The sequence below is a fragment of the Neobacillus sp. PS3-34 genome (assembly GCF_030915465.1).
Lineage (GTDB): Bacteria > Bacillota > Bacilli > Bacillales > Cytobacillaceae > Neobacillus_A.
Genome location: NZ_CP133267.1, coordinates 4,040,911 through 4,060,466, shown reverse-complemented (window position 1 = coordinate 4,060,466; position 19,556 = coordinate 4,040,911). Strand labels below are relative to the sequence as shown.

Annotated in this window: 17 protein-coding genes; all 17 read right to left on the bottom strand. The window is 29.7% G+C overall.

Translation table 11 applies throughout. The features are described 5' to 3' along the window. Positions 1-25: 25 nt before the first annotated feature. The 17 genes from RCG23_RS21235 to RCG23_RS21160 all read right to left on the bottom strand — a co-directional run bounded on the left by RCG23_RS21235 (position 26) and on the right by RCG23_RS21160 (position 19,528). The gene (locus RCG23_RS21235) at positions 26-742 is read right to left on the bottom strand and encodes a metallophosphoesterase family protein (RefSeq protein WP_308177269.1); all 717 of its coding nucleotides are present in this window, start codon (positions 740-742) and stop codon (positions 26-28) included. Positions 743-1,467: 725 nt separating this feature from the next. Further along, complete coding sequence (locus RCG23_RS26075) at positions 1,468-1,596, bottom strand: IS3 family transposase (protein WP_374049864.1); 129 nt, start codon at positions 1,594-1,596, stop codon at positions 1,468-1,470. An 848-nt stretch (positions 1,597-2,444) separates the two neighbouring features. Beyond that, on the bottom strand, positions 2,445-3,596 hold the full coding sequence (locus RCG23_RS21230) for a hypothetical protein (RefSeq protein WP_308177268.1): 1,152 nt from the start codon (positions 3,594-3,596) through the stop codon (positions 2,445-2,447). A 66-nt stretch (positions 3,597-3,662) separates the two neighbouring features. Next, the gene (locus tag RCG23_RS21225) at positions 3,663-4,688 is read right to left on the bottom strand and encodes a glycosyltransferase family 2 protein (RefSeq protein ID WP_308177267.1); all 1,026 of its coding nucleotides are present in this window, start codon (positions 4,686-4,688) and stop codon (positions 3,663-3,665) included. A 508-nt stretch (positions 4,689-5,196) separates the two neighbouring features. Further along, positions 5,197-6,411 carry an acyltransferase family protein gene (locus RCG23_RS21220; RefSeq protein ID WP_308177266.1) on the bottom strand — a complete coding sequence of 405 codons (1,215 nt, stop codon included), beginning with the start codon at positions 6,409-6,411 and terminating at the stop codon, positions 5,197-5,199. Between the two features lie 89 nt (positions 6,412-6,500). Next, on the bottom strand, positions 6,501-7,412 hold the full coding sequence (locus tag RCG23_RS21215) for a beta-1,6-N-acetylglucosaminyltransferase (RefSeq protein WP_308177265.1): 912 nt from the start codon (positions 7,410-7,412) through the stop codon (positions 6,501-6,503). A gap of 76 nt (positions 7,413-7,488) precedes the next feature. Beyond that, a complete protein-coding gene (locus RCG23_RS21210; RefSeq protein ID WP_308177264.1) occupies positions 7,489-8,745 on the bottom strand; it encodes a polysaccharide deacetylase family protein in 1,257 nt (418 codons plus the stop codon). 47 nt (positions 8,746-8,792) lie between these two features. Beyond that, a complete protein-coding gene (locus RCG23_RS21205; protein WP_308177263.1) occupies positions 8,793-9,119 on the bottom strand; it encodes a leucine-rich repeat domain-containing protein in 327 nt (108 codons plus the stop codon). Next, complete coding sequence (locus tag RCG23_RS21200) at positions 9,071-9,961, bottom strand: polysaccharide deacetylase family protein (RefSeq protein WP_308177262.1); 891 nt, start codon at positions 9,959-9,961, stop codon at positions 9,071-9,073. Before RCG23_RS21200 ends, RCG23_RS21205 begins: the two co-directional genes overlap by 49 nt. Positions 9,962-10,109: 148 nt before the next feature. Further along, a complete protein-coding gene (locus RCG23_RS21195) occupies positions 10,110-11,663 on the bottom strand; it encodes a lipopolysaccharide biosynthesis protein (RefSeq protein WP_308180130.1) in 1,554 nt (517 codons plus the stop codon). Positions 11,664-11,710: 47 nt separating this feature from the next. Next, complete coding sequence (locus RCG23_RS21190; protein ID WP_308177261.1) at positions 11,711-12,610, bottom strand: SP_1767 family glycosyltransferase; 900 nt, start codon at positions 12,608-12,610, stop codon at positions 11,711-11,713. A gap of 3 nt (positions 12,611-12,613) precedes the next feature. Next, a complete protein-coding gene (locus RCG23_RS21185; RefSeq protein WP_308177260.1) occupies positions 12,614-13,522 on the bottom strand; it encodes a glycosyltransferase in 909 nt (302 codons plus the stop codon). 76 nt (positions 13,523-13,598) lie between these two features. Continuing rightward, positions 13,599-14,783, bottom strand: a complete 1,185-nt coding sequence (locus RCG23_RS21180) for a glycosyltransferase (protein ID WP_308177259.1) — start codon at positions 14,781-14,783, stop codon at positions 13,599-13,601. Positions 14,784-14,877: 94 nt separating this feature from the next. Next, the gene (locus tag RCG23_RS21175) at positions 14,878-16,074 is read right to left on the bottom strand and encodes a glycosyltransferase (RefSeq protein WP_308177258.1); all 1,197 of its coding nucleotides are present in this window, start codon (positions 16,072-16,074) and stop codon (positions 14,878-14,880) included. 52 nt (positions 16,075-16,126) lie between these two features. Then, on the bottom strand, positions 16,127-17,290 hold the full coding sequence (locus RCG23_RS21170) for a glycosyltransferase (protein ID WP_308177257.1): 1,164 nt from the start codon (positions 17,288-17,290) through the stop codon (positions 16,127-16,129). A gap of 9 nt (positions 17,291-17,299) precedes the next feature. Beyond that, positions 17,300-18,439, bottom strand: a complete 1,140-nt coding sequence (locus RCG23_RS21165; RefSeq protein ID WP_308177256.1) for a polysaccharide pyruvyl transferase family protein — start codon at positions 18,437-18,439, stop codon at positions 17,300-17,302. Positions 18,440-18,505: 66 nt separating this feature from the next. Then, positions 18,506-19,528, bottom strand: coding sequence for a glycosyltransferase family 2 protein (locus RCG23_RS21160; protein WP_308177255.1), 1,023 nt, complete (start codon positions 19,526-19,528; stop codon positions 18,506-18,508). Between the last annotated feature and the right edge of the window lie 28 nt (positions 19,529-19,556).

Genomic DNA, 19,556 nt, shown 5'->3' with positions numbered 1-19,556 from the left:
AGCCTTTTCTCTAAAATATTTAAATTTAAACACTTCCATTTTTTAAGATTGTAGCCATTTGTTTCAAATTAGGATAGTCTGAATCAATAAATTGCTGAACAACTTTATCAACGTCATAATTAACTCGAACAATTGATGTGTTAATGCTATTACCTTGTAGGTCAATGATTGCATATGAAGACTTTGCTACACCATCAAAAGGTAACCCAACACTACCTACATTTAAAACACAACTGCCATTGATAAATCTGACGTAAGGTTTATGTATATGCCCATATATAATAATATCTGCATCATCTAATATCATTTTTTCTATTATGTTTTCATCAGGATCAGTTGGCTTAACAATATCAAACAGACTGCTCGGTGTAGCATGAAATGCATGTATTTTAACAGTTTCGTACGATAAATTAAGTTCAACAGGTAAATTAGTTAAAAACTCTACATCGACTTTATCTAATTTTGATAAAGTCCACTCTCTTTCCATACTCATTATTTCAAATGCACTATCGACTACTTCCCCTTTTTTAATCCCCCGTATGATCCATTCGTCCGCATTCCCTTTTATTATCTTTGAATCTAGTCTTTGAACTAATTCAAGGCATTTTTTTGGTTCCGGTCCACGAAAACACAAATCTCCAAGCACAAAAATTTTATCAATTTTTTTATTTCTTATATCTTCTAAGACCGCCTCCAATGCAACTGCATTTCCATGAATGTCTGATATAAAAGCTAATCTCAATGTCCTCTCTCCTTTATTATTTTTATAATTTATAAATAAAAGTTAAATTCTAAAAAGCTCATCTCCACTATTTGGTCAAGCACCGAAATAATGGTGATACAAAAATCCAGAACTGTTTCTTACAGGAAAAGGCTCCCTTTTTATTCATTCAGTTTTTATTCCTTCTATCTTCAACTTGACATGGATCCACTTCCAGCATACCCAACTAAGATGCCGGTTATAACACAAACAAGCTCCCCCAAAATGGTATAATTATTTACTATATATCAAGTTGTGTTTTGAAAATCATCTTGGGGGTACATTTTTTAAGAACTCATGTCTTTATGATGCAACTTGTTCCGATAGTTTACTGGAAACTGTTTATTTAATCTTTTTGTCACCTTTTATGATTTTAATGATGTATATATTGTTGTATTTTCGCTTCTAAATATTTTATACTTTGGTCAGAATAATTAATTGGGAAATGGAGCTTTCAATACAGGCATAATCAAAAGGGTTACCTGGAAGTGACATACTAGATGAATTTCATTGGATTCAAGTGTGTCTAGATAAAGCATGCATGGGTATTGTGTTCTCCGGTCGTTATGAAAAATGACACCTTACGCAGCCTTTATTTTTTGAATAGCTTGATATACCATTTTTATAACTAAGATGGTTCGTATTCCTTGCATTGTATATGCAATAATCTCATTATTATAAAGATCCAATATAGCTTATAAATATAACTACCCTAATGTTCCATGTTTTCGAAAGTAGTTAAACCAATGTAGATAGTCTTGTAATTCTCTCGACAATTCCTCTAAGCTGGTAAAATGTTGTCCTCTGACAAACTCTGCATTAATAATTTTGAACATTGGCTTTGCTACTGCAATATCATAGGGGCAACCTTTCATACTGAGCGATTGCTTGATATAAAACATATTCAGTGCTTTCTCAATCAACCGGTTCTTAAACTCTATTCCACGTTCTGTGTGGAAATATTCAATCTTACGTAAATCGTTCTGAAAAGATATAAAGGAACGATAAACCAAAGAGCATCCTTGTTTGATAGTGTGCAAAAACCAATAATTTCTCGATTAAAGAGAAGTGTTATAATTAGTCTACTTGACCATAATTTTTCTGTCCAACTCAGTGTAGCCTATCCAGATTAAATCCATAAATGAGATGAACGATTACCTCTTAAATTAATGTTTTAAGAATCTGAATGGCTTCACGTCCCTAATAAGAGACTGTTTTGGAAATGCGAGTGATAGAATAGGAGAAATTTCATCACTTCCAGCGATCCGGTGTTTGAAACTTGTAAACTTTTGTCATGCAAGGGTAATAAAACGTTCCTTATTAAAGTTGAAACAAATCGCTATTCTGTACTTTGCAACTTTGCTGGAATAACTGAATGAGTAAAAATTTTTGGCGATTGAGTTATCGTAGTGGCTCAAAATCATGTGAACGCTGAACACCAACGTTCATATTAACGTAACCAAATGATTACTTTTCTTGATCATGATCTAGAATTTTTACTGAAAAAACCCAGGGCTATTAGGGAATCACAAACCTTTGAGAAGAAGATCAAAAACAAAGAAGGCTAAAACAGGCTTCTTTCCATATTCAGAAAACACTAGATAGCTCTGATTTTAGTTTATGCAAAGTTTGAACCGAATTCATTTCTTCCTTTATCAAATGTAATGATTTTTTCAATCGATAATTAATGACCGAAGTATTTTTGGGGGTCTATTTTTATTGTTTCTTCTATCCCATCGGAAACTTGTATACTACAAATATTTCGAAGAGTTGACATAAGAATAACCACATACTCTGTTATAAAATAGCGATCAACTTCCTTGCTGGGAAACAATAGAAAGTACACTATCATAACAAAAGTTGAAATAACAATGAGGTGATTATGCACTGGATCTGAAGACGTCACCTTTGAAATAATTAAGGAAAACAAACCTATCACAATAAAATAAATGGCATGAGTATTTAAAAGATAAATGCCATTATACAATAATACATGCAAATAGTCCTTTATCCCAAAACTAGTGTTAAAATCAGTTGAAAAGGCTGCTACAAATAAAGTTTTCCATCCATAAGCATGTTCAAAATAGTTTATTGAAAAGTGGCCAATGACCAATATCAAAAGAAAACTAGTGGTTTGATAGAGTTTCAAACGATACTGTTTCGGTGAAACTATACCTAAATAAAGGAATAAAATACTTGAGAAAATAATATTATCAGGTCTAATTAATATTGAAAAAAATAATAAAATCCCTGAAAGTATCTTCATTCTTTTATTTAATAATACGAACAGTGATAACGTTATAATAAAAGCTGATAAAGCATCCGGGGTATTACCTCCCGCAATCATTAATGGCCTGCATACCAGTAAAAGAGTCAGTATGATTGTCCCCGTTAAGCCAGCTCTAAGTCCCCTAATAGATAAAAATAGCAAAACAGAAATACCAATATAAGAACAAGCTGAGATTAAATAAATTGCATTTACTATCCCAATCCCACATTTATGTAAAAAGTATATAAAGTATAGGTAGAGTGGTTTAACCTTATAAAAATTCAAAGTTTGGTTAAAGGATTGAAAATCTTTATACATTCTCCTTCCAAACTCACCACTTGTCCAAGCCTTAAAAATTTCATTCGGTACAGAATCTTTTATAATTCTATAAGTCTCACTTTGGATTTTTTCTGCGTTGTCCTGTTCTAAAGAAATGGTACTGGCTGTATATGGGATTAGATCATAACTATAATAAGGTTTTATATAGCTATAAATCGCGAAAGTAAAAATAGATATGAAATATATCGCTATTACAATTTTGTTTATAATCGATCGATTTATATGCATACTTCCTCCAATACTTCTAATAAATATTAGATAAAATTTTTTAAAGAGTTTTTACTTTTTAATTAATTAAATCTTAACCAATATTTTGTTTTTTTTAGAATCTATTGCCTGATTTATTCTATTAGGATTTGAATAGTTATCTAGTTCAACTATATATTTTGGTCTACCCTTCGATTCTTTATATATTTTCCCTATGTATTCTCCTACAATTCCAAGTCCTATTAATTGAATTCCGCCAATAAACCAAATCGATAGCATTAAAGATGTCCAACCTGAAGCAGTATGTCCTAAAGTTTTAACTCCCAAAATGTATATACTTGCGATTAAACATAGAAACATAAAAACAAAACCAGCATAAGTTACAAAACGAATTGGTACTACGCTAAAAGACGTAATTCCTTCCCACCCCAAAGCCAGCATTTTTCTTAAAGGATATTTTGATTCACCTGCAAACCTTTCATTCCGATCATAATAGACTTCAGTTGATTTAAATCCTATTAAAGGAATGATTCCCCTTAAAAATAAGTTAGTTTCCCTGAACTCACCTAAACAATTCAGGACCCTGTGACTTATTAATCGATAGTCAGCATGATTATTGACAATGTTAACACCCATGACCTTCATTAACTTATAAAATGCCAATGCTGTAGTCCTTTTAAAGAAAGTATCCGTTTTTCTTTCCTGCCTTACACCATAAACGACATCATAACCATTTTGATAATGTTGAATAAATTCTTTAATTACCTCAACATCATCCTGAAGGTCAGCATCAATTGAAACAACACAATCTGCCTGGTTTCTAGCTATGTTAAGACCCGCTATTAAGGCATTTTGGTGTCCTACGTTACGTGCCAGCTTTAAACCTTTAACAAATGGAGACGAATGTCCCAAATCCTCTATAGTATTCCATGTATGATCTATACTACCATCATCAACGTATAGAATTTGACTATCCTTTGAAATAGAGTGATCCATAATTAGTTCTTCTATTACTCTTGTAAGTCGTATTGTTGTTTCATTTAAGACTGACTCTTCGTTATAACAAGGTACAACAATAGTTAGTATAGGTATATTACCTCCAAAAAAATACAATTATCTTCCCCCTTTATTTCTTTTATTTTAATTAACTCATTAATTAATCAAACAAAATACGTAAGTGACTATTTCCAATATCCCTAATTATCAAATGTGCTGTAACTACCAGTTCTATTATATAAGGGACCGATACATGAAATTAATAATGAAAAAAATTGTCATTTTTAAAAAAGAACAAAGTAGATATTAATTAACATTGATAACTATATAATATGTTTTTTATATTAACATAATTGTTCTTTATAAAGAACGAATATTTTTTGATAAAGGAATCTTTGAAAATTATTGTACTGTTATAATAAAAGACCCAAATGAACGATAGATAGGCTCTTATGGTAAAAAAGAGGCTGTCCTAATTGAATTTAGCCACATTTTGAGGTTTAAACTAATCTAGTATTAATGCTTTGCTATATCGTATCAAGGACTATTTCTTCACATCACTTCAAAATTTTTAACTATAAATGAACCACCAGCTATTTTTGAATGACGGCGCTTCTTCCTTTTGTTATCCTACTCTTTCCTTGCTTAGTACTTTATTACGGAAACTAGCAATAAAGGCACTATTTTTTGTTACAAGAAATTTGCGTATTATATGAGTTTGTGCTTCCGTTATTCTCGAGAAGAAAAATGCTATAATACAAATAAAAATAACAATAATTATTTCCATAATTACTGATATTAAGTTTGGCTGTAAGCCAGAAAAACCATTCTTTGCTCCCCAGAAGTATAATGTATTTACAATAGGATAGTGAATTAAGTAAAGGCTAAATGAAAAACCAGCAAGCAACTTTGATATCTTATCAAGCCACCTAAGTTCAACGTTTCTGATTTTATCGGATACAACGTGTAGCATCGTATAAATTAGAAAACCAAAAGCTAATCCTATAAAAATGTCTACAGCAAATAAATTCTCTGTCCAATTCTCTGTAAATAACCTTCCAGTCATCACCAGAGGTCGAACAGGCAAAGCTAATAATAATAAAATAAGGGCTAGTATTGGGATGAACCCCCGTGTTAAGAATTTTATTTTTGGTAATAAAAGGACTAAAGTTCCTATTAACCATATTACAAAATAAGAGTTCAACCGGGTTCCAGCCATTGAAATTATTAGGATTGCTATCATTAAGGAAATTATTTTAACAAATTTTACTTGGTTAGAAAAAAACAATAGAAACAATAATGGAAATAACATATAGTACCAAAATTCATAACTTAGGCTCCATAATGGTGCATTAGAACCATAAACTCCTACAAATATATTTTGAAGAAAAAAAATATTCCCTATAAAATCTTTTAGATTATTAAAAGCATTAGCATAACCTTCGTCCCCAAAGTAGTTAACGGCAATATTGTCCAAAATAAACGTAAGTATTAAGGCAGGTATTAAAACAACATAAAGTCTTGAGAAGCGGTTTATCAAATATGCTTGCCATGACCATTTATTTTCATATAATGCTTTTAGAACAGATCTTGAAATGAATAAGCCACTAAGTACAAAAAATAAAGTTACGGCAGGGCCACCTAGAATATTTAGTAGGTAGAGAAACTTAACAAGTAAGTTGTGATTTTCCAAATTACCGTACCCCACAAACAATCTAGAACTCAAATGTTCCATTACTACTAAAATAGCCGATAACCCGCGAATTAAGTCTAAATAAATTGATACATTTCCCTCTAACAATTCATTTGCTTTATAGAAATTTGAAAATATCTTTCTCAATCTACCGCAACCTCCTCTATTCAATTATTCCTATAGCTTAAAAAAGTTCCCCTCCTTTTACTAAAATACAAACAAGATGAATTTCGCTGTCACATTTTAACCCAATTTGAAAAATACTCGATTACAGGTAGATCCACGTTCTCGTCAAATTTTCTAGCAAAAAACTTATTAGAACTCTGTATAGTATCAATATGTTCCATTTTTAAAGTAATTGGGTTATTTCTGCTTTTAAGTGACTCGCCAAATTTTATATACATTAAATTATTATTTATGACTTCAGATTTATATTTTGAATTCATGATAATAGTTTGGAAAAAGAATTCATCGGGAACCAAACTATTTTTGAATGTCTCATAATACCACTTGTTATCATTTATAAATTCTAATATATATTTTGCAACATCTATAGGAATGCAAAACCAATTAGATCCATTATAAATCGAAAAATTTTTTGGCAGTGGGTTCTTATTAGGTAACAAATTCCAACCATACCCGTATAAACAGGCTATCAGTCTTCTGATAACCCTATTTGGGTGAAAAGAATTTATGTATAATTTCCGTGTCGATAATGGCCATTTAACGTTTACAAAGGCTGCGTGTGGTTCCTTCCTATCAACATAATAAGCATTCATAAATATTTTATTTTTATTGTTCAATAGAAACTCTTTAAAACCATTTTTCACCAACATATCCTGCCCACTTCTAAAACAAATGAAATCGTAATCCTTCCCTGTAGCGAGGACTTCTCTGATTAATAGTAATGTTGCATCAACTTGGGATATATCCCCCCATTTTACATCAATGCTATCTTGTAAGATATAAACACCTCGGCTTCTTAAAACTTCTATTTTTAACTGATCGTATTTTTTTCTATCAAGATGAACAAATACATCAGCTACTTCTTCTGAAATAATCTGCTTAATAAACTTATTTACTTGGTTTGGATTCTTATGAATTTGCAAAATATAAGCTGTACGTGGAACGCCAGAATTTTTTCCCATTTCATATCTTCCCCTTTAGCTAAGCGTTCATAAGAGCAATTCTAATAGTACATTACTAATAAAATCATAATACCCGTTATAATACTCCCAAATAATAGGATAGCTCTGTAAATTTTATTGCATTTATTCCTATTATTAATAAGATATGCAATAAAGAGTTTACATTTTCACTCTGATTATTCTTAAGAGGATTATTTTCTACATTTATTTTCTTTAACTTTGGCAATTTTTGAAGCAGTCTGAAGTCGGTTATTTCATTATTACTTAAATTGAGTTTTTCTAAATTTATGAAGTACTGTATCCCATCTAAATTTCTAATGCTTTTATTACTTAAATCTAATTCTTTAATTGGAATTAAATTTGATATTGAAACCCACTTTTCAGTTGGGTTAGAAATTATCTCCCTAACTGTTTTTTCAAAGTTTGGGTCTATAAAAGTAGCTACGCCAGCGATTTCAGCAGTGGTATAGAACTCAAACTCATTTTTCCTTGCCTCATCTATAATAGTTTTAAGCGTCTCAGGAGAGGTTCTCCAATTTCCTGATTTTACCGACTCCTCCCCCCAACCATATTCATTCCAATCTGCATTTTCTGGTAAAATAGAATGACAAGTTAAAATTAAATTCATATTTGTTTTTTTAGTTAATTTCATAATTTTTTTAATATAGTAAAAATTACATGAATAAAAACCATCTATACAAATAGATGGAACAATTCCGGTATTATTAAATGATGCCAAATTATTCTTAATCAAATGCCCTCTAACAATTTTAAAAAACTTTGGTATTAAAGCCAAAATATTTTCATCAATGTATGAAAAATTAGGAAAAGCAAAAGAAACAGGTCTTTTAAACCTTTCCTTTGTTTTAGAGTGGGATTTGTCTACCATCCAGTTTAATAAAGACTCAATCTCATCACTAACCCATTTGTTTATACCGTTCGCATTTGAATATTCAGATGCCTTTCTATGGTTGAAACCATGATGGGCTATTTCATGTCCATTCGCTTGCAATTCTAGAAGCATATCTATTTCCTTTTGTGTGTGTTCTCGGTTTCTATCGAATGGATGAATCGCATTTATATTAAAAGTTACTTTCACATCGTAATAACCAAATAAATCTTTTCCGTATTTAACCCAGTCATTGACTCTGTAACTATCATCAAATGAGAGGACAATACCTGGCTTATTAATGTAGGGTATCAAATTTTTGTCTTTAGTTAAGCCCTGTTTTCTAATGTTTTTGACCATATATCTATAAATCGAATTCCAATATCTCCATTGATAATATGATGTTTTAAAGGATTTTAGAGTTCTAGCAAGTTTTTTTTTCACAACCCATATTCCTCCAACGATAATGGCGTTTATTACTTTTTTGTTTTTTAACTTATAAATTCTTTATAGCTCTTTATACAAATGGGATTATTAGTCACATTTATTTCTTTAATATTTTGAAGTTTATCTATTAATCTAAGATCTGTAATATTATTGTTGCTCAAATTTAGCTTTTCAAGATTCAAGAAATATTGTAATCCATCTAAACTTGAAATGTTTTTATTACTTAAATCTAATTCTTTAATAGAACATAATTCCTCTATGGATATCCATTGAGACGAAGGTTTCGAAAGTTTATCCCGAACACATCTTTCGAAATTTCGATCTATAAAAGTGGCAACTCCTGATATTTCAGCAGTAGTATAAAATTCCATATTTTTTTTTTTGCCTCTTCTATTAATGCTTTAATCATATTTGGTGTAATTCTCCACCACCCCGCACCATTCGTATCCTGCTCCCACCCGAAGTCTTTCCAGGCAACATCTTCAGGAAGAATAGAGTGGCACATAAAGATCAAATTGCAACCCATTTTTTTTGCCATATCCATTATTTTGTTAATATATTTTGCATTTGATAAATAGACACTGTCTATACAGATAGAGGGAGCAAACCCACTATGATTGAATGGAGTTAAATTATCTTTATTCAGCCCGCCTCTAATTACTTTGTAATATTTCGGAAAAACTTCATTTACATTTTCTTCCTTCAATTCAGAAAATGGAAGTGCAAAAGAAACTGGTTGTTTTAACCTTTCTTTCGTCAAAGAATGCGATTGACTCTTTGCCCAATTTATAAGTGATACGACTTCATCTTCAACCCATTTCTTTAATCCAAATTCAGTGGAATAGTTAGCTGCATTTTTATGTTTAAAACCATGATGTGCTATTTCATGACCGTTAGATTGTAAATCAATAAGCATATCTATTTCATTCTGTGTATGCTCTCTTTGTCCTTCAAAGAAATGAAATGCATTTATATTAAATGTTACTTTAACTTCATAATATCCAAATAACTCTTTTCCATATTTATACCAATGGTCTACTCTAAAACTGTCATCAAATGAAAAGGCTATTCCCGGCTTATTTATGTATGGTTGTAGTTTACTTGAGTTATTTAATATTTTCCTTTTGTGTTTCTGCATAGTATTAATAATGTTGTTCCAATATCTCCATTGATAATATTCCTTTTTAAATGTCTTTAATTTTTCTGATAACACTTTTTATCATCCCCTAATATCCTTATAACTAAATAATTATCTTTATATCCTAAAAGAATTAATAGCAGTAGTACTATCAAGCTTCCTACATGCCATCCTTAAGATAAAAATAAATTTAATAATCAATCCTTTAGATTGGGTTTATATTTCAACCTTTTGCATTTTGTTGCACTACTTTCCTTATTTTTAACCTTGAAATAATACTACCTAGAATATTCTTTATATATTTAAATTCTTCTGTTTTATAAAAAACTCCTACATAAATAATATTAGGAACAAACAAACAGATAATTCCCTTTTCTATTAAGGAGATCAAACTATTCCCAGGTACAAAAATATTACAAATTTCAGCTGAAATATAGCAAGACAATAATGTTAGAATTGAGTAAAAGCAATATGTTGAGAAGTATTTTGAAACAGGAATTTTGAAAACATTCTTATATACTATGCATGGTTGAGTCCAAAAAACTGTTGCAATCGTACTGATGGTTGTTCCGATAAAGATTCCAGCTAAACCAAATTGCTTTACCAAAACTAATGAAGAAATTAAGTTTATAAATCCTTCAAGCAAAGGCATATACTTATCTTGCACAAAAAGCCCTGCTTTATTTTTAAATGTTCCTATTGAAGTTCTCGATCCATCCAGATATAAATTTATTAAAATAAAAATAAATGTTAAATTGTCAAGAAGGTATTGCTTGCCAAGCCACCAACTAATAAAAGGTTCTAAAATATTGAATAAAAATATGACACATAAAGAATATATCCAAAAATTTAATAGATAGGATACCTTAAAAATTGAATAAATTTTATTACTGCTTTCAGTCGCCATCAAATTCCCTACACTTGAACCAATACCACTAAGAATTGGATTTAATAATCCTGTAAGTTGTCCAGTAATCATCGTATAGTTAGAGTAAAGGCCTACTGTTGATACACTAATCAAGGAGGAAATAAGAAGATTATCGGTTCCATAGACTAAGTATCCACCTATATTATGAAGAAACATAGCTTTTACATTTGTTACAATGTTATTTCTTGTACTTTGATCTATGTAGTATCTCTTCTTTGTTTTAATGTACGCATATCTTTTATTAACGATTTTTCCATTAATTATATTTTGTATAATAAACAAAATTAGCTCAATTGCCATATAAAAAACATAACTTTTTGTGTAAACGAGAATTATGATTCTAGTTATCATAATAGCTACCTGAAATACAAGATTCACTTTAGTTAATATATAACCTCTTTGGTCTGCATTAATTAATGACCATTTATGAGCATTTAAATAAGAAATCATACTTTTTCCTACAAAAATAAAGTAAATTATTGATAGGTATGGAATGTTACCCCCTTCTTTCATCAACCTGCCGAGAAAAGGATAAATCCCTAAACTAATTATGAGAGTAATTATGGCCAAAACAAAATATGCTTTTTTGTATAATTGAACTAATGCAATGATCTTTTCTTCATTTTTTTCAGCTAATGGCTTATATAAATTGTATACAATACTTATTGCTATGCCACCTTCAACTAATACTAATGTAGATAAGACATTGGTTAGTAAGCCATTGATGCCTAAATAAGCAGCTCCAAGATTATCTAAAAATATTTTCCTTGCAATAAAGCCTAATAAAATAATTACAACCTGGGAGAAGATGCTCATATATATATTCTTAATTGAGTGATTTGTTCTCATCATTAATCTCCCTCGTATTTATTTTTTAACCAGTTAAGATATTACCGTTATACAATCCTTCCAATAATTTCGTTATCGTACCTCATATCCACAATTCCCTCGACTTCAGTACCGTTAGGGATTTCCCCTATATATTTATTTTTAATAGGTAACTTTTCTACTGCCTTTTGCAAAAACCATTCATATTCAATGTCAATATTTCCTATATCAATAGCTTGATACCCGATATTGGATAAGTCAAAAGCTAATACAGTAGCGGTTGGTCCAAGTGCAATCAAAATTAAACTTGATTTATCATATTTTTTTACTTCAGCTAATATTTCATTATATTTTGCAAATGCATTGGTTGATGGGCATAATATTCTTCTTATTGACCTAGCTGTATCAAATAAATTATTGCCTATACCTAATCTACTTTGTTCCCCTTCTACTATTACAATATCTCTGTTAGTCCATAATTTTTTAAATAGTAAAAATCTTTCTCCCGCATTACTCTTATCCTTGTAGTCAATATAAAGTCTGGTTACCATCGCATCATAATACTGTTTTTTCATATCAAGCATTCGATAGATTTTATGTCTATTCAAACTTAGGTAATTTATCCAATACAATCTAGAATTATCTGTGAATCTGCCCAAATTTCCAAAAACATCAGGTATGCATACTATATGATTTTCATTATCCGATTTTATTATTTCTTTTAGTCGTAATCTTAGATTATTATCAAAAGTTTGATATATTAATGACCTCTTACACATAATTCCAAAATCTGCATCACCATACCTACTGACGGAGCATTTATCATTAATAATTTTATCTAATGTTTCATCTGTTTTCCTTACTAAAGGAGGTTTAATAATAAATTTAACTAGTTTATTATTTAGAACTGTGAAACTGTCTTTTACATTCATAAGTTTATAATAAACTTTTAATGCTAGGTTTTTCATATATTATTTCCCCCTTATAGCAGTTGTAATTAATAGCTTATATAGTATCGGATGGATTTTAACAGCTATCAGCAGCAGCTTTACATTCCTGGGATAGTCTTTAAGATTTATTGTCTTTAGAAAATAGAAATTTAATAGTTTTGCTACTTTATAATAATCTTTTTTAAAGTTTAGAAAATCACGAGAATATGAAATTGAATTTAATACGACCATAGCAGTATTTGCTAACTTTAATACCACCAATTCTTCTAACTCTGGATAATATTTAATTATAAATTTATTCATTTCGTGGTATATCAGAACACCATCAATTCTTATATTTTTAATAGCTCTATCCATAGTGCTATCATCACGTTTTACGTAATTGTATTTTGGTGCACCAATGCAGCAGACTTTTTCACATCTGTGAATAACTTTATATGTGAATGCCGTATCTTCATAAACTATCCCAATGTTAAATCTAATGTCTTTTAATAAACTCCTCTTAAACAACTTGGTCCATACCACTTCATCATATAGTTTACCCTCAAGGACTGCCTTCATTGCTTGATTTCTATTGTGTATTATTAATGGATGGGTACCATTAATTACTTTTCTATTCTTAAAGTAGATTGCACTAGTACAGTTTGCCATATCACAATTATTTTTCATGCAAATATCGTATAGTAATTCATACATATCAGATTCAATCCAGTCATCACTATCAACAAAACCAATATAATCTCCTTTTGCAATATCTAACCCCGCATTTCTTGCAGATGCTTGACCACCATTTTCTTTGTGTATCACTTTTACTCGACTATCCTTTTTGGCATACTCATCACATATCTTCCCGCAATTATCAGGAGATCCATCATCTACCAGAATAATTTCAATATCTGTAAAGGTTTGGCGAAAATCGAATCCACACAATTATGTAAATACGGTTCAACTTTATAAACAGGAACAATAATACTTATTTTTGGATTCATAATTATTCCCTTTCTATTTATATATAACTTAATAACTTCGTTACCTCTTTAGTGGTATCAACATTTGTATTTAATAAATTTTTTGCAAGTTTATTACGCTTATCTGGGTTGTCGATTAATTCTTTTATTTTTTTATATAATTCTCCTTCATTACATCCAACTATTAATCCATTATGTTCATTAGTTAATTGCTCATAGGCACCAACAAAATTAGTAGTCACTATGGGCTTATGTAGGCATTTAGCTTCTGCTAAGGTTAAGCAAAAACCCTCATGACGAGAGGGCTGTACATAAATATCCGATCTGGCTATATATGGATAAGGATTAGTTGTGGCACCTAATAGTTTAAAATCATTATTTAGTTGATATTGCTCAATTAAATTTTCGTATTCTTTTCGTTCACTACCTTCTCCAACACAATACCATCTAACAGAATAACCATCCCGAATTAATTTAGAGAGTGCTTTAATAGCAATGTCTTGACCTTTTTCAATCGAAAGCCTACCGACTGTAACAATTCTTATTCCTTTAAACCCATCATCAAAATTCACTTGTTTTTTCGAGAGTTCGGTAATTAACAAAGGTGAAACTATGTTTAAAAATACATCTGATTTATTTCTTGTAATTGGCACTTTTTCAATGAGTTGTTTTTTTGCTTCCTTTGAAACTACAAATATCTTATTAAGTTTTTTGTAAAGCTTATTGTAAAATTTTTCATTAATTAAATGGTTGGTAACATCAAAATGCACCCAAGCTATTTTCTTTGATGCTCTGACTTTATTTGCTATATAAAAATCTATAATGTCTGTTGGTGCCTGGTAAGATATTGCAATATCATATGTGCTAAAATCGTTAGGAATAGATTTAAAAATATTCTTATAGAATGTATTCCTGTCATTTAACAGTTTAGCTAAGACATAATAAAAAATGAATGAAGCCATTTTTAAATATTGATTCTTTTTAAAATAATCTCTTACTGTTTGTTTAGGTGGCTGCATAATAGCTGGCTTTATTTTTGGGTACCAAGTTGCTTCCTTTACTTTCACCCAGCTGGGTAAAAACTCTAGAAACGCCCCCTTTTTTTCTAACAATAAAATGGTAACATCATATTTCTCTTTTGGTATAACAGATAACAGAGAGATGAGTGATTTTTCTACCCCTCCTATATTCATGCTGCTTAGCATAAACATTATTTTTTTCATCTCTTTAACCCACCTCTTATTTTTTAATTACGCCCAATAATCAAGAACTTTTATAATAAAAAAACCCCAAGTGCCATATTGACTTCTTGAGGTATTAGCTATTTTCCTCCACTAATTCCAAAAATTTTACAATTTCCTTTGTAGTATCCACATTTTCTTCTTTTAGATTTTCCGAAAGTTTTTGTCTTAAATTCATATTATTCAATAGCAGTTTAATAGCATAATAAAGTTCTTCTTCTTTATTAATAATTAGACCAGTCTTACGGTGGGATATTTGTTCCTTGGCCTCAGCAAAATTAGTGGTAATAATTGGTTTGTGTAAACATTTTGCTTCTGACAGTGTTATACAATAACCTTCATGGCGGGAATTTTGAACATAAATATCACATTGTTTAATAAAAGGGTATGGATTAGGTTTTGAACCAAGTAAAATAAAATCATTTTCGAGGGCAAATTCTTTTATAATATTTTCATATACCTTACGTGCATTTCCTTCACCTATGCAATACCACTTAACATTAAAGCCATCTTTCTTAAGCCTTTCCAAAACAGGAATTGAAAGATCCTGGCCTTTTTCTTTGCTTAATCTTCCAACAGTTAATATCCTTATACCGGTAAAATTATCCTGAAAGCCATCACCTTCTTCTGCCATTTCATTTACCAAACTAGAGGAAAGAATATTAGAGAAATTTTCTGTTTTATTTTTCAAATTAGGTAAAATAGAAGTTAATTTACTTCTTCCTTCCCTTGAAACAACAAATATTTTATCGAAATTTTTATATATTTTAGAAGCGAATTTCTTATTGAATCCTATTTTAGTAACATCAAAGTGAATCCATTGTATTCTCTTTTTCGCTTTAATTTTCGTTGCAACAAAAAAGCTTATGAAATCCATTGGACCTGCATAAGCTACAGCAATATCGTATACCTTATTTTCAATTTGGTAGTTTCGGAGTACATAATTAAAAAGGTAGCTCCTTTCCTGCATAATCTTCGAAATAAGTAAAAAGAACATTATTTCTATTGCTTTTACTATTTTTCTTTCTTTTAGTAGTTTGAATAAAGTAATTTGAGGAGCCTCGTTCAATAGCCCTTTTAAATTTTCATATTCCTGAATATATTCAACGTTAACCCAAGAAGGAATACAACTCAGAAACTCACCATATTTTTCTAACATTAAAATTGTAACATCATATTTTTCTTCTGGAATGTTTGAAATCATATTAAGAAGTGCTTTCTCTGTGCCACCCACATTCATATTTACCAACATGAATAATAGTTTTTTCTTCATACCTTTACTCACTTTCATATTTGGCATTAACCAATCAGTTGATAAAATTTTTCTAACTCCTCCACATTACCTTTTTTTCTGCCATTAGATATTTAATAATCTCGTCCCGCAATGTCAAATTTTCAATTAATTTTAATACTCCTTCATAAACTGCTTCAGCAGACATATCTACAACGAGACCATTTTTTTCATTAATCATTTGATTAAAAACAGAATCAAACCTTGTAGTAACAACTGGAACATTGAGCATACGTGCCTCTGCAATCGCAAGTCCATAACCTTCAAACCTTGATGTCTGAACATATATATCGGCATTCTGTATGAAAGTGTACGGATTTGCTTCTACTCCTAACAAAACAAAGTTATCAATTAATTCATTTTCCTTAACACTTCTTTCAATTTCTTTTTGTAATGGCCCTTTTCCTAACACATACCATTTAAATATCACCCCTTTTTCTTTAAGCATTTTACACGCTTTAAGTGCAAGATCATAACCTTTTCCAGGAGAGAGCCTGCCAATAGTCAGTATTCTTATTCCTTGATAATCATCATTATAGGATTTTCCGATTTTGGCTAGTTTAAATATTAAGTTGGGATTATTAATATCGTATATTACTTTTGTTTTACTATAGTAATATGGGAAAGTTTCTAATAAAATTTTTTCTGCAGTTTTTGATACAGCAACTATATTATTAAACCTGTCATAAAAACTCTTTTGAAAATTTTTTTCATTTTCATCTAATTTATAACTAGTATTAACCCAAGCAAATTTTTTTTTTGCATTTATTTTTTCTGAAACATAAAAGGTAGGAACTCCTTGTGCATAACTAATTGCAATATCATAGAGTTTCGGATTTTTTTCAATTACATTTGATATACTTTCCCAAAAAATCCTTGCCTTTTGCGCATTGTTAAAATTATTTTTGCGTATGCTAATCGAATATTTAATTCTAGCCTTTAGCATTTTATAGTCATTTTTTATAAAAGAGGAAATGAAAGCTTTCTTTAAGTCCATTCTTGCGAAATTTGTATACTTTAAAGGTTTTAATACATTAACTTCTTTTGGAACCAGGTTTTCTAGCATCTTTCCATGTGCGAAGAGCATTAAGTCAACTGAATATTCAGAATAATCCAATAAATAAAGTAATGATATTAAACTTTTTTCTGCCCCTGCACAGTCCAATGAGTCTATAACAAATAAAATAGTTTTTTTCATTAAAAAGAGTCACATCACTTTAGTTTCATATTTTCCTAAAGATTTATCATTATGATTAAATTCCCCTATAAACAAATCCAGTTTCTCAAACTGCATTTCAGCTTGTAAAAAGACTTCCTTATTTTTTATGCAGTTATGTTTTATGTTTTTAATAACAGATTGTAAATCCAGCTTTTCAATATCACAAATAAAACTGAAGTAATTATCTAATTTCAAATCCTTGAGGACATTAAATGTTTTATCGCTATATACGATAGGAAACACACTTTGTTTAAAGCTTAATGCTAATATAATGGAATGAAACCTTGTTCCTATGATTATTTCACAGGATTTAAATTTTTCCAGAAATAAATCTAAATTCCCACAGTAACTAATAACTTCAATATCTAACTTTTTAAAGCTTTCGGTATTCGCTATTTTCTGGCAGATTTTTAGATCTCCTTCATATTCGCAAAATGAAAATAATTTAATTTTATATTTTAGTTTTGAATATAATTCTATTAACTCAATCATTTTCTGATTGTAATCATGATAGTATTCCTTCAATCCATCTCTATTTTCAATATCTATAAGAGATAAACCTACACTCTTTTCTTTTATAGCAGGTTGCTTTATATCCAATGTAAATACGACATCAGGTGCTACCCTTATGTTATCAAGATGCTTAAAAATATTATATGAAAAGGTATCTCTAAAGCAAATATCGTCATAATCTGGAAATATTTCTTGGTATTTCTCCATAAATATCCCATCTTCAAATGGACCGAAATTTGCACCTATAACGAATACTTTTTTATTGAATTTCTTGAATGTCTTTAATAAGTATTCCCTCTCATTTAATCTTATTTTCCAGGCTTTATTTTGTTTGAATATGGATCCACCTATATTTACTAATGCATCATAATTTTTAAAATTAAAAAAATCATTTATTTTAAAGAAAAGATTTAACTTTCGTTTCCCAAAATTAATATCTCGATATGTATAGAGAATGTTCACATTTTTATAATCCCGGAAAACATTTTTATAATTTCTATTAGCTGTCAATAAATCCCATTCCACATTCGGATATCTATCAAACAATATTTTTAAAAATAAATCATCCCCTGCGTTTTTCGTAAAATACGCCCAGACGAGAATTTTTTTTTTCACGTTTATTATCACCTCTTACCAGTTAATTCACTTACTAATGCCAGAAATTAATTAAAGTAAATGTTATTAATTTCTTAAATATTTTTCAATTACCTTTTTTCCTCTAAAAAATAACTCATAAATAAACGGGTTTATAACGAACGCTGTTATTGCAAGCTTTTGTTTCCGGCTAATCAATGGATTTCTAATTAATAAAAATAAGTTCTTATGCAATGTTTTTTTTAGCAATCTTAAATCATTATTGATATGGGGTAAATTGGATTTACCCAAATAATAATACCAAAAAAACACATCTATAAAATGTCTTGATGCCTTATCAAGTAAATCCTTTTTATTTATTTCCCTGAAAAATTCCATTCTATCTTTTAAAGCGTAGACTCTATCAAATTTTTTCACATTAAACGGAGATCCGACTATGCTATTTTGTCTCTGAAGATAAAAATATAAATTTATTGAAACAAAGGTTATTTTTGTACAATTATAAATAATTTTATGAGCAATAAATTCATCTTCATAAATTCTTCCCTCAGTGAACTTATACTTTTCAAAAAGTTCACGTTTATATAACTTGTTCCAAACTACTATCCACTTTGCGCTTTTCTCATTGGCAGTATGTTTACCACCATTATTAGAATAAAAATATTGTAAGGTTTCAATATTGGTGAAGTGACTCAATATTGGTTCTTTTGTTATATTTTTAGTGTCAAATATTTCATTTTCATTTACTTTTAAATAATCACAGACAACTATATCTGAAGAATACAAAATGGCTTTTTCATATAATAGTTCATACATTCTCTCATGAATATAGTCATCACTATCCACAAAACCTATATAGCTCCCTTTAGCTATTTCAATGCCTGCATTTCTTGCAGAAGATAACCCACCATTTTCTTTATGCACCACTCTTACTCTGCTATCTTGTTTGGCATATTCATCACAGATTGCCAAACATTTATCTGGAGAGCCATCATCAATGAGTATTAATTCAAAATCAGAAAATGTTTGAGATAAGATTGAATTAACACATTTATGCAAATATGGCTCAACATTATAGACAGGTACAATTATACTTATTCTGGGATTCATCTTACTCTTTCCTTTTCATAAATAAATT

What these genes read in the sequence shown, in the direction of transcription:
- RCG23_RS26075 (WP_374049864.1), bottom strand. Translation starts at nt 1,596, where the DNA reads ATGTTCAAAATTATTAATGCAGAGTTTGTCAGAGGACAACATTTTACC.
- RCG23_RS21230 (WP_308177268.1), bottom strand. Translation starts at nt 3,596, where the DNA reads ATGCATATAAATCGATCGATTATAAACAAAATTGTAATAGCGATATAT.
- RCG23_RS21215 (WP_308177265.1), bottom strand. Translation starts at nt 7,412, where the DNA reads ATGGGAAAAAATTCTGGCGTTCCACGTACAGCTTATATTTTGCAAATT.
- RCG23_RS21205 (WP_308177263.1), bottom strand. Translation starts at nt 9,119, where the DNA reads ATGGAATTTTATACTACTGCTGAAATATCAGGAGTTGCCACTTTTATA.
- RCG23_RS21195 (WP_308180130.1), bottom strand. Translation starts at nt 11,663, where the DNA reads ATGAGAACAAATCACTCAATTAAGAATATATATATGAGCATCTTCTCC.
- RCG23_RS21190 (WP_308177261.1), bottom strand. Translation starts at nt 12,610, where the DNA reads ATGAAAAACCTAGCATTAAAAGTTTATTATAAACTTATGAATGTAAAA.
- RCG23_RS21180 (WP_308177259.1), bottom strand. Translation starts at nt 14,783, where the DNA reads ATGAAAAAAATAATGTTTATGCTAAGCAGCATGAATATAGGAGGGGTA.
- RCG23_RS21175 (WP_308177258.1), bottom strand. Translation starts at nt 16,074, where the DNA reads ATGAAGAAAAAACTATTATTCATGTTGGTAAATATGAATGTGGGTGGC.
- RCG23_RS21170 (WP_308177257.1), bottom strand. Translation starts at nt 17,290, where the DNA reads ATGAAAAAAACTATTTTATTTGTTATAGACTCATTGGACTGTGCAGGG.
- RCG23_RS21160 (WP_308177255.1), bottom strand. Translation starts at nt 19,528, where the DNA reads ATGAATCCCAGAATAAGTATAATTGTACCTGTCTATAATGTTGAGCCA.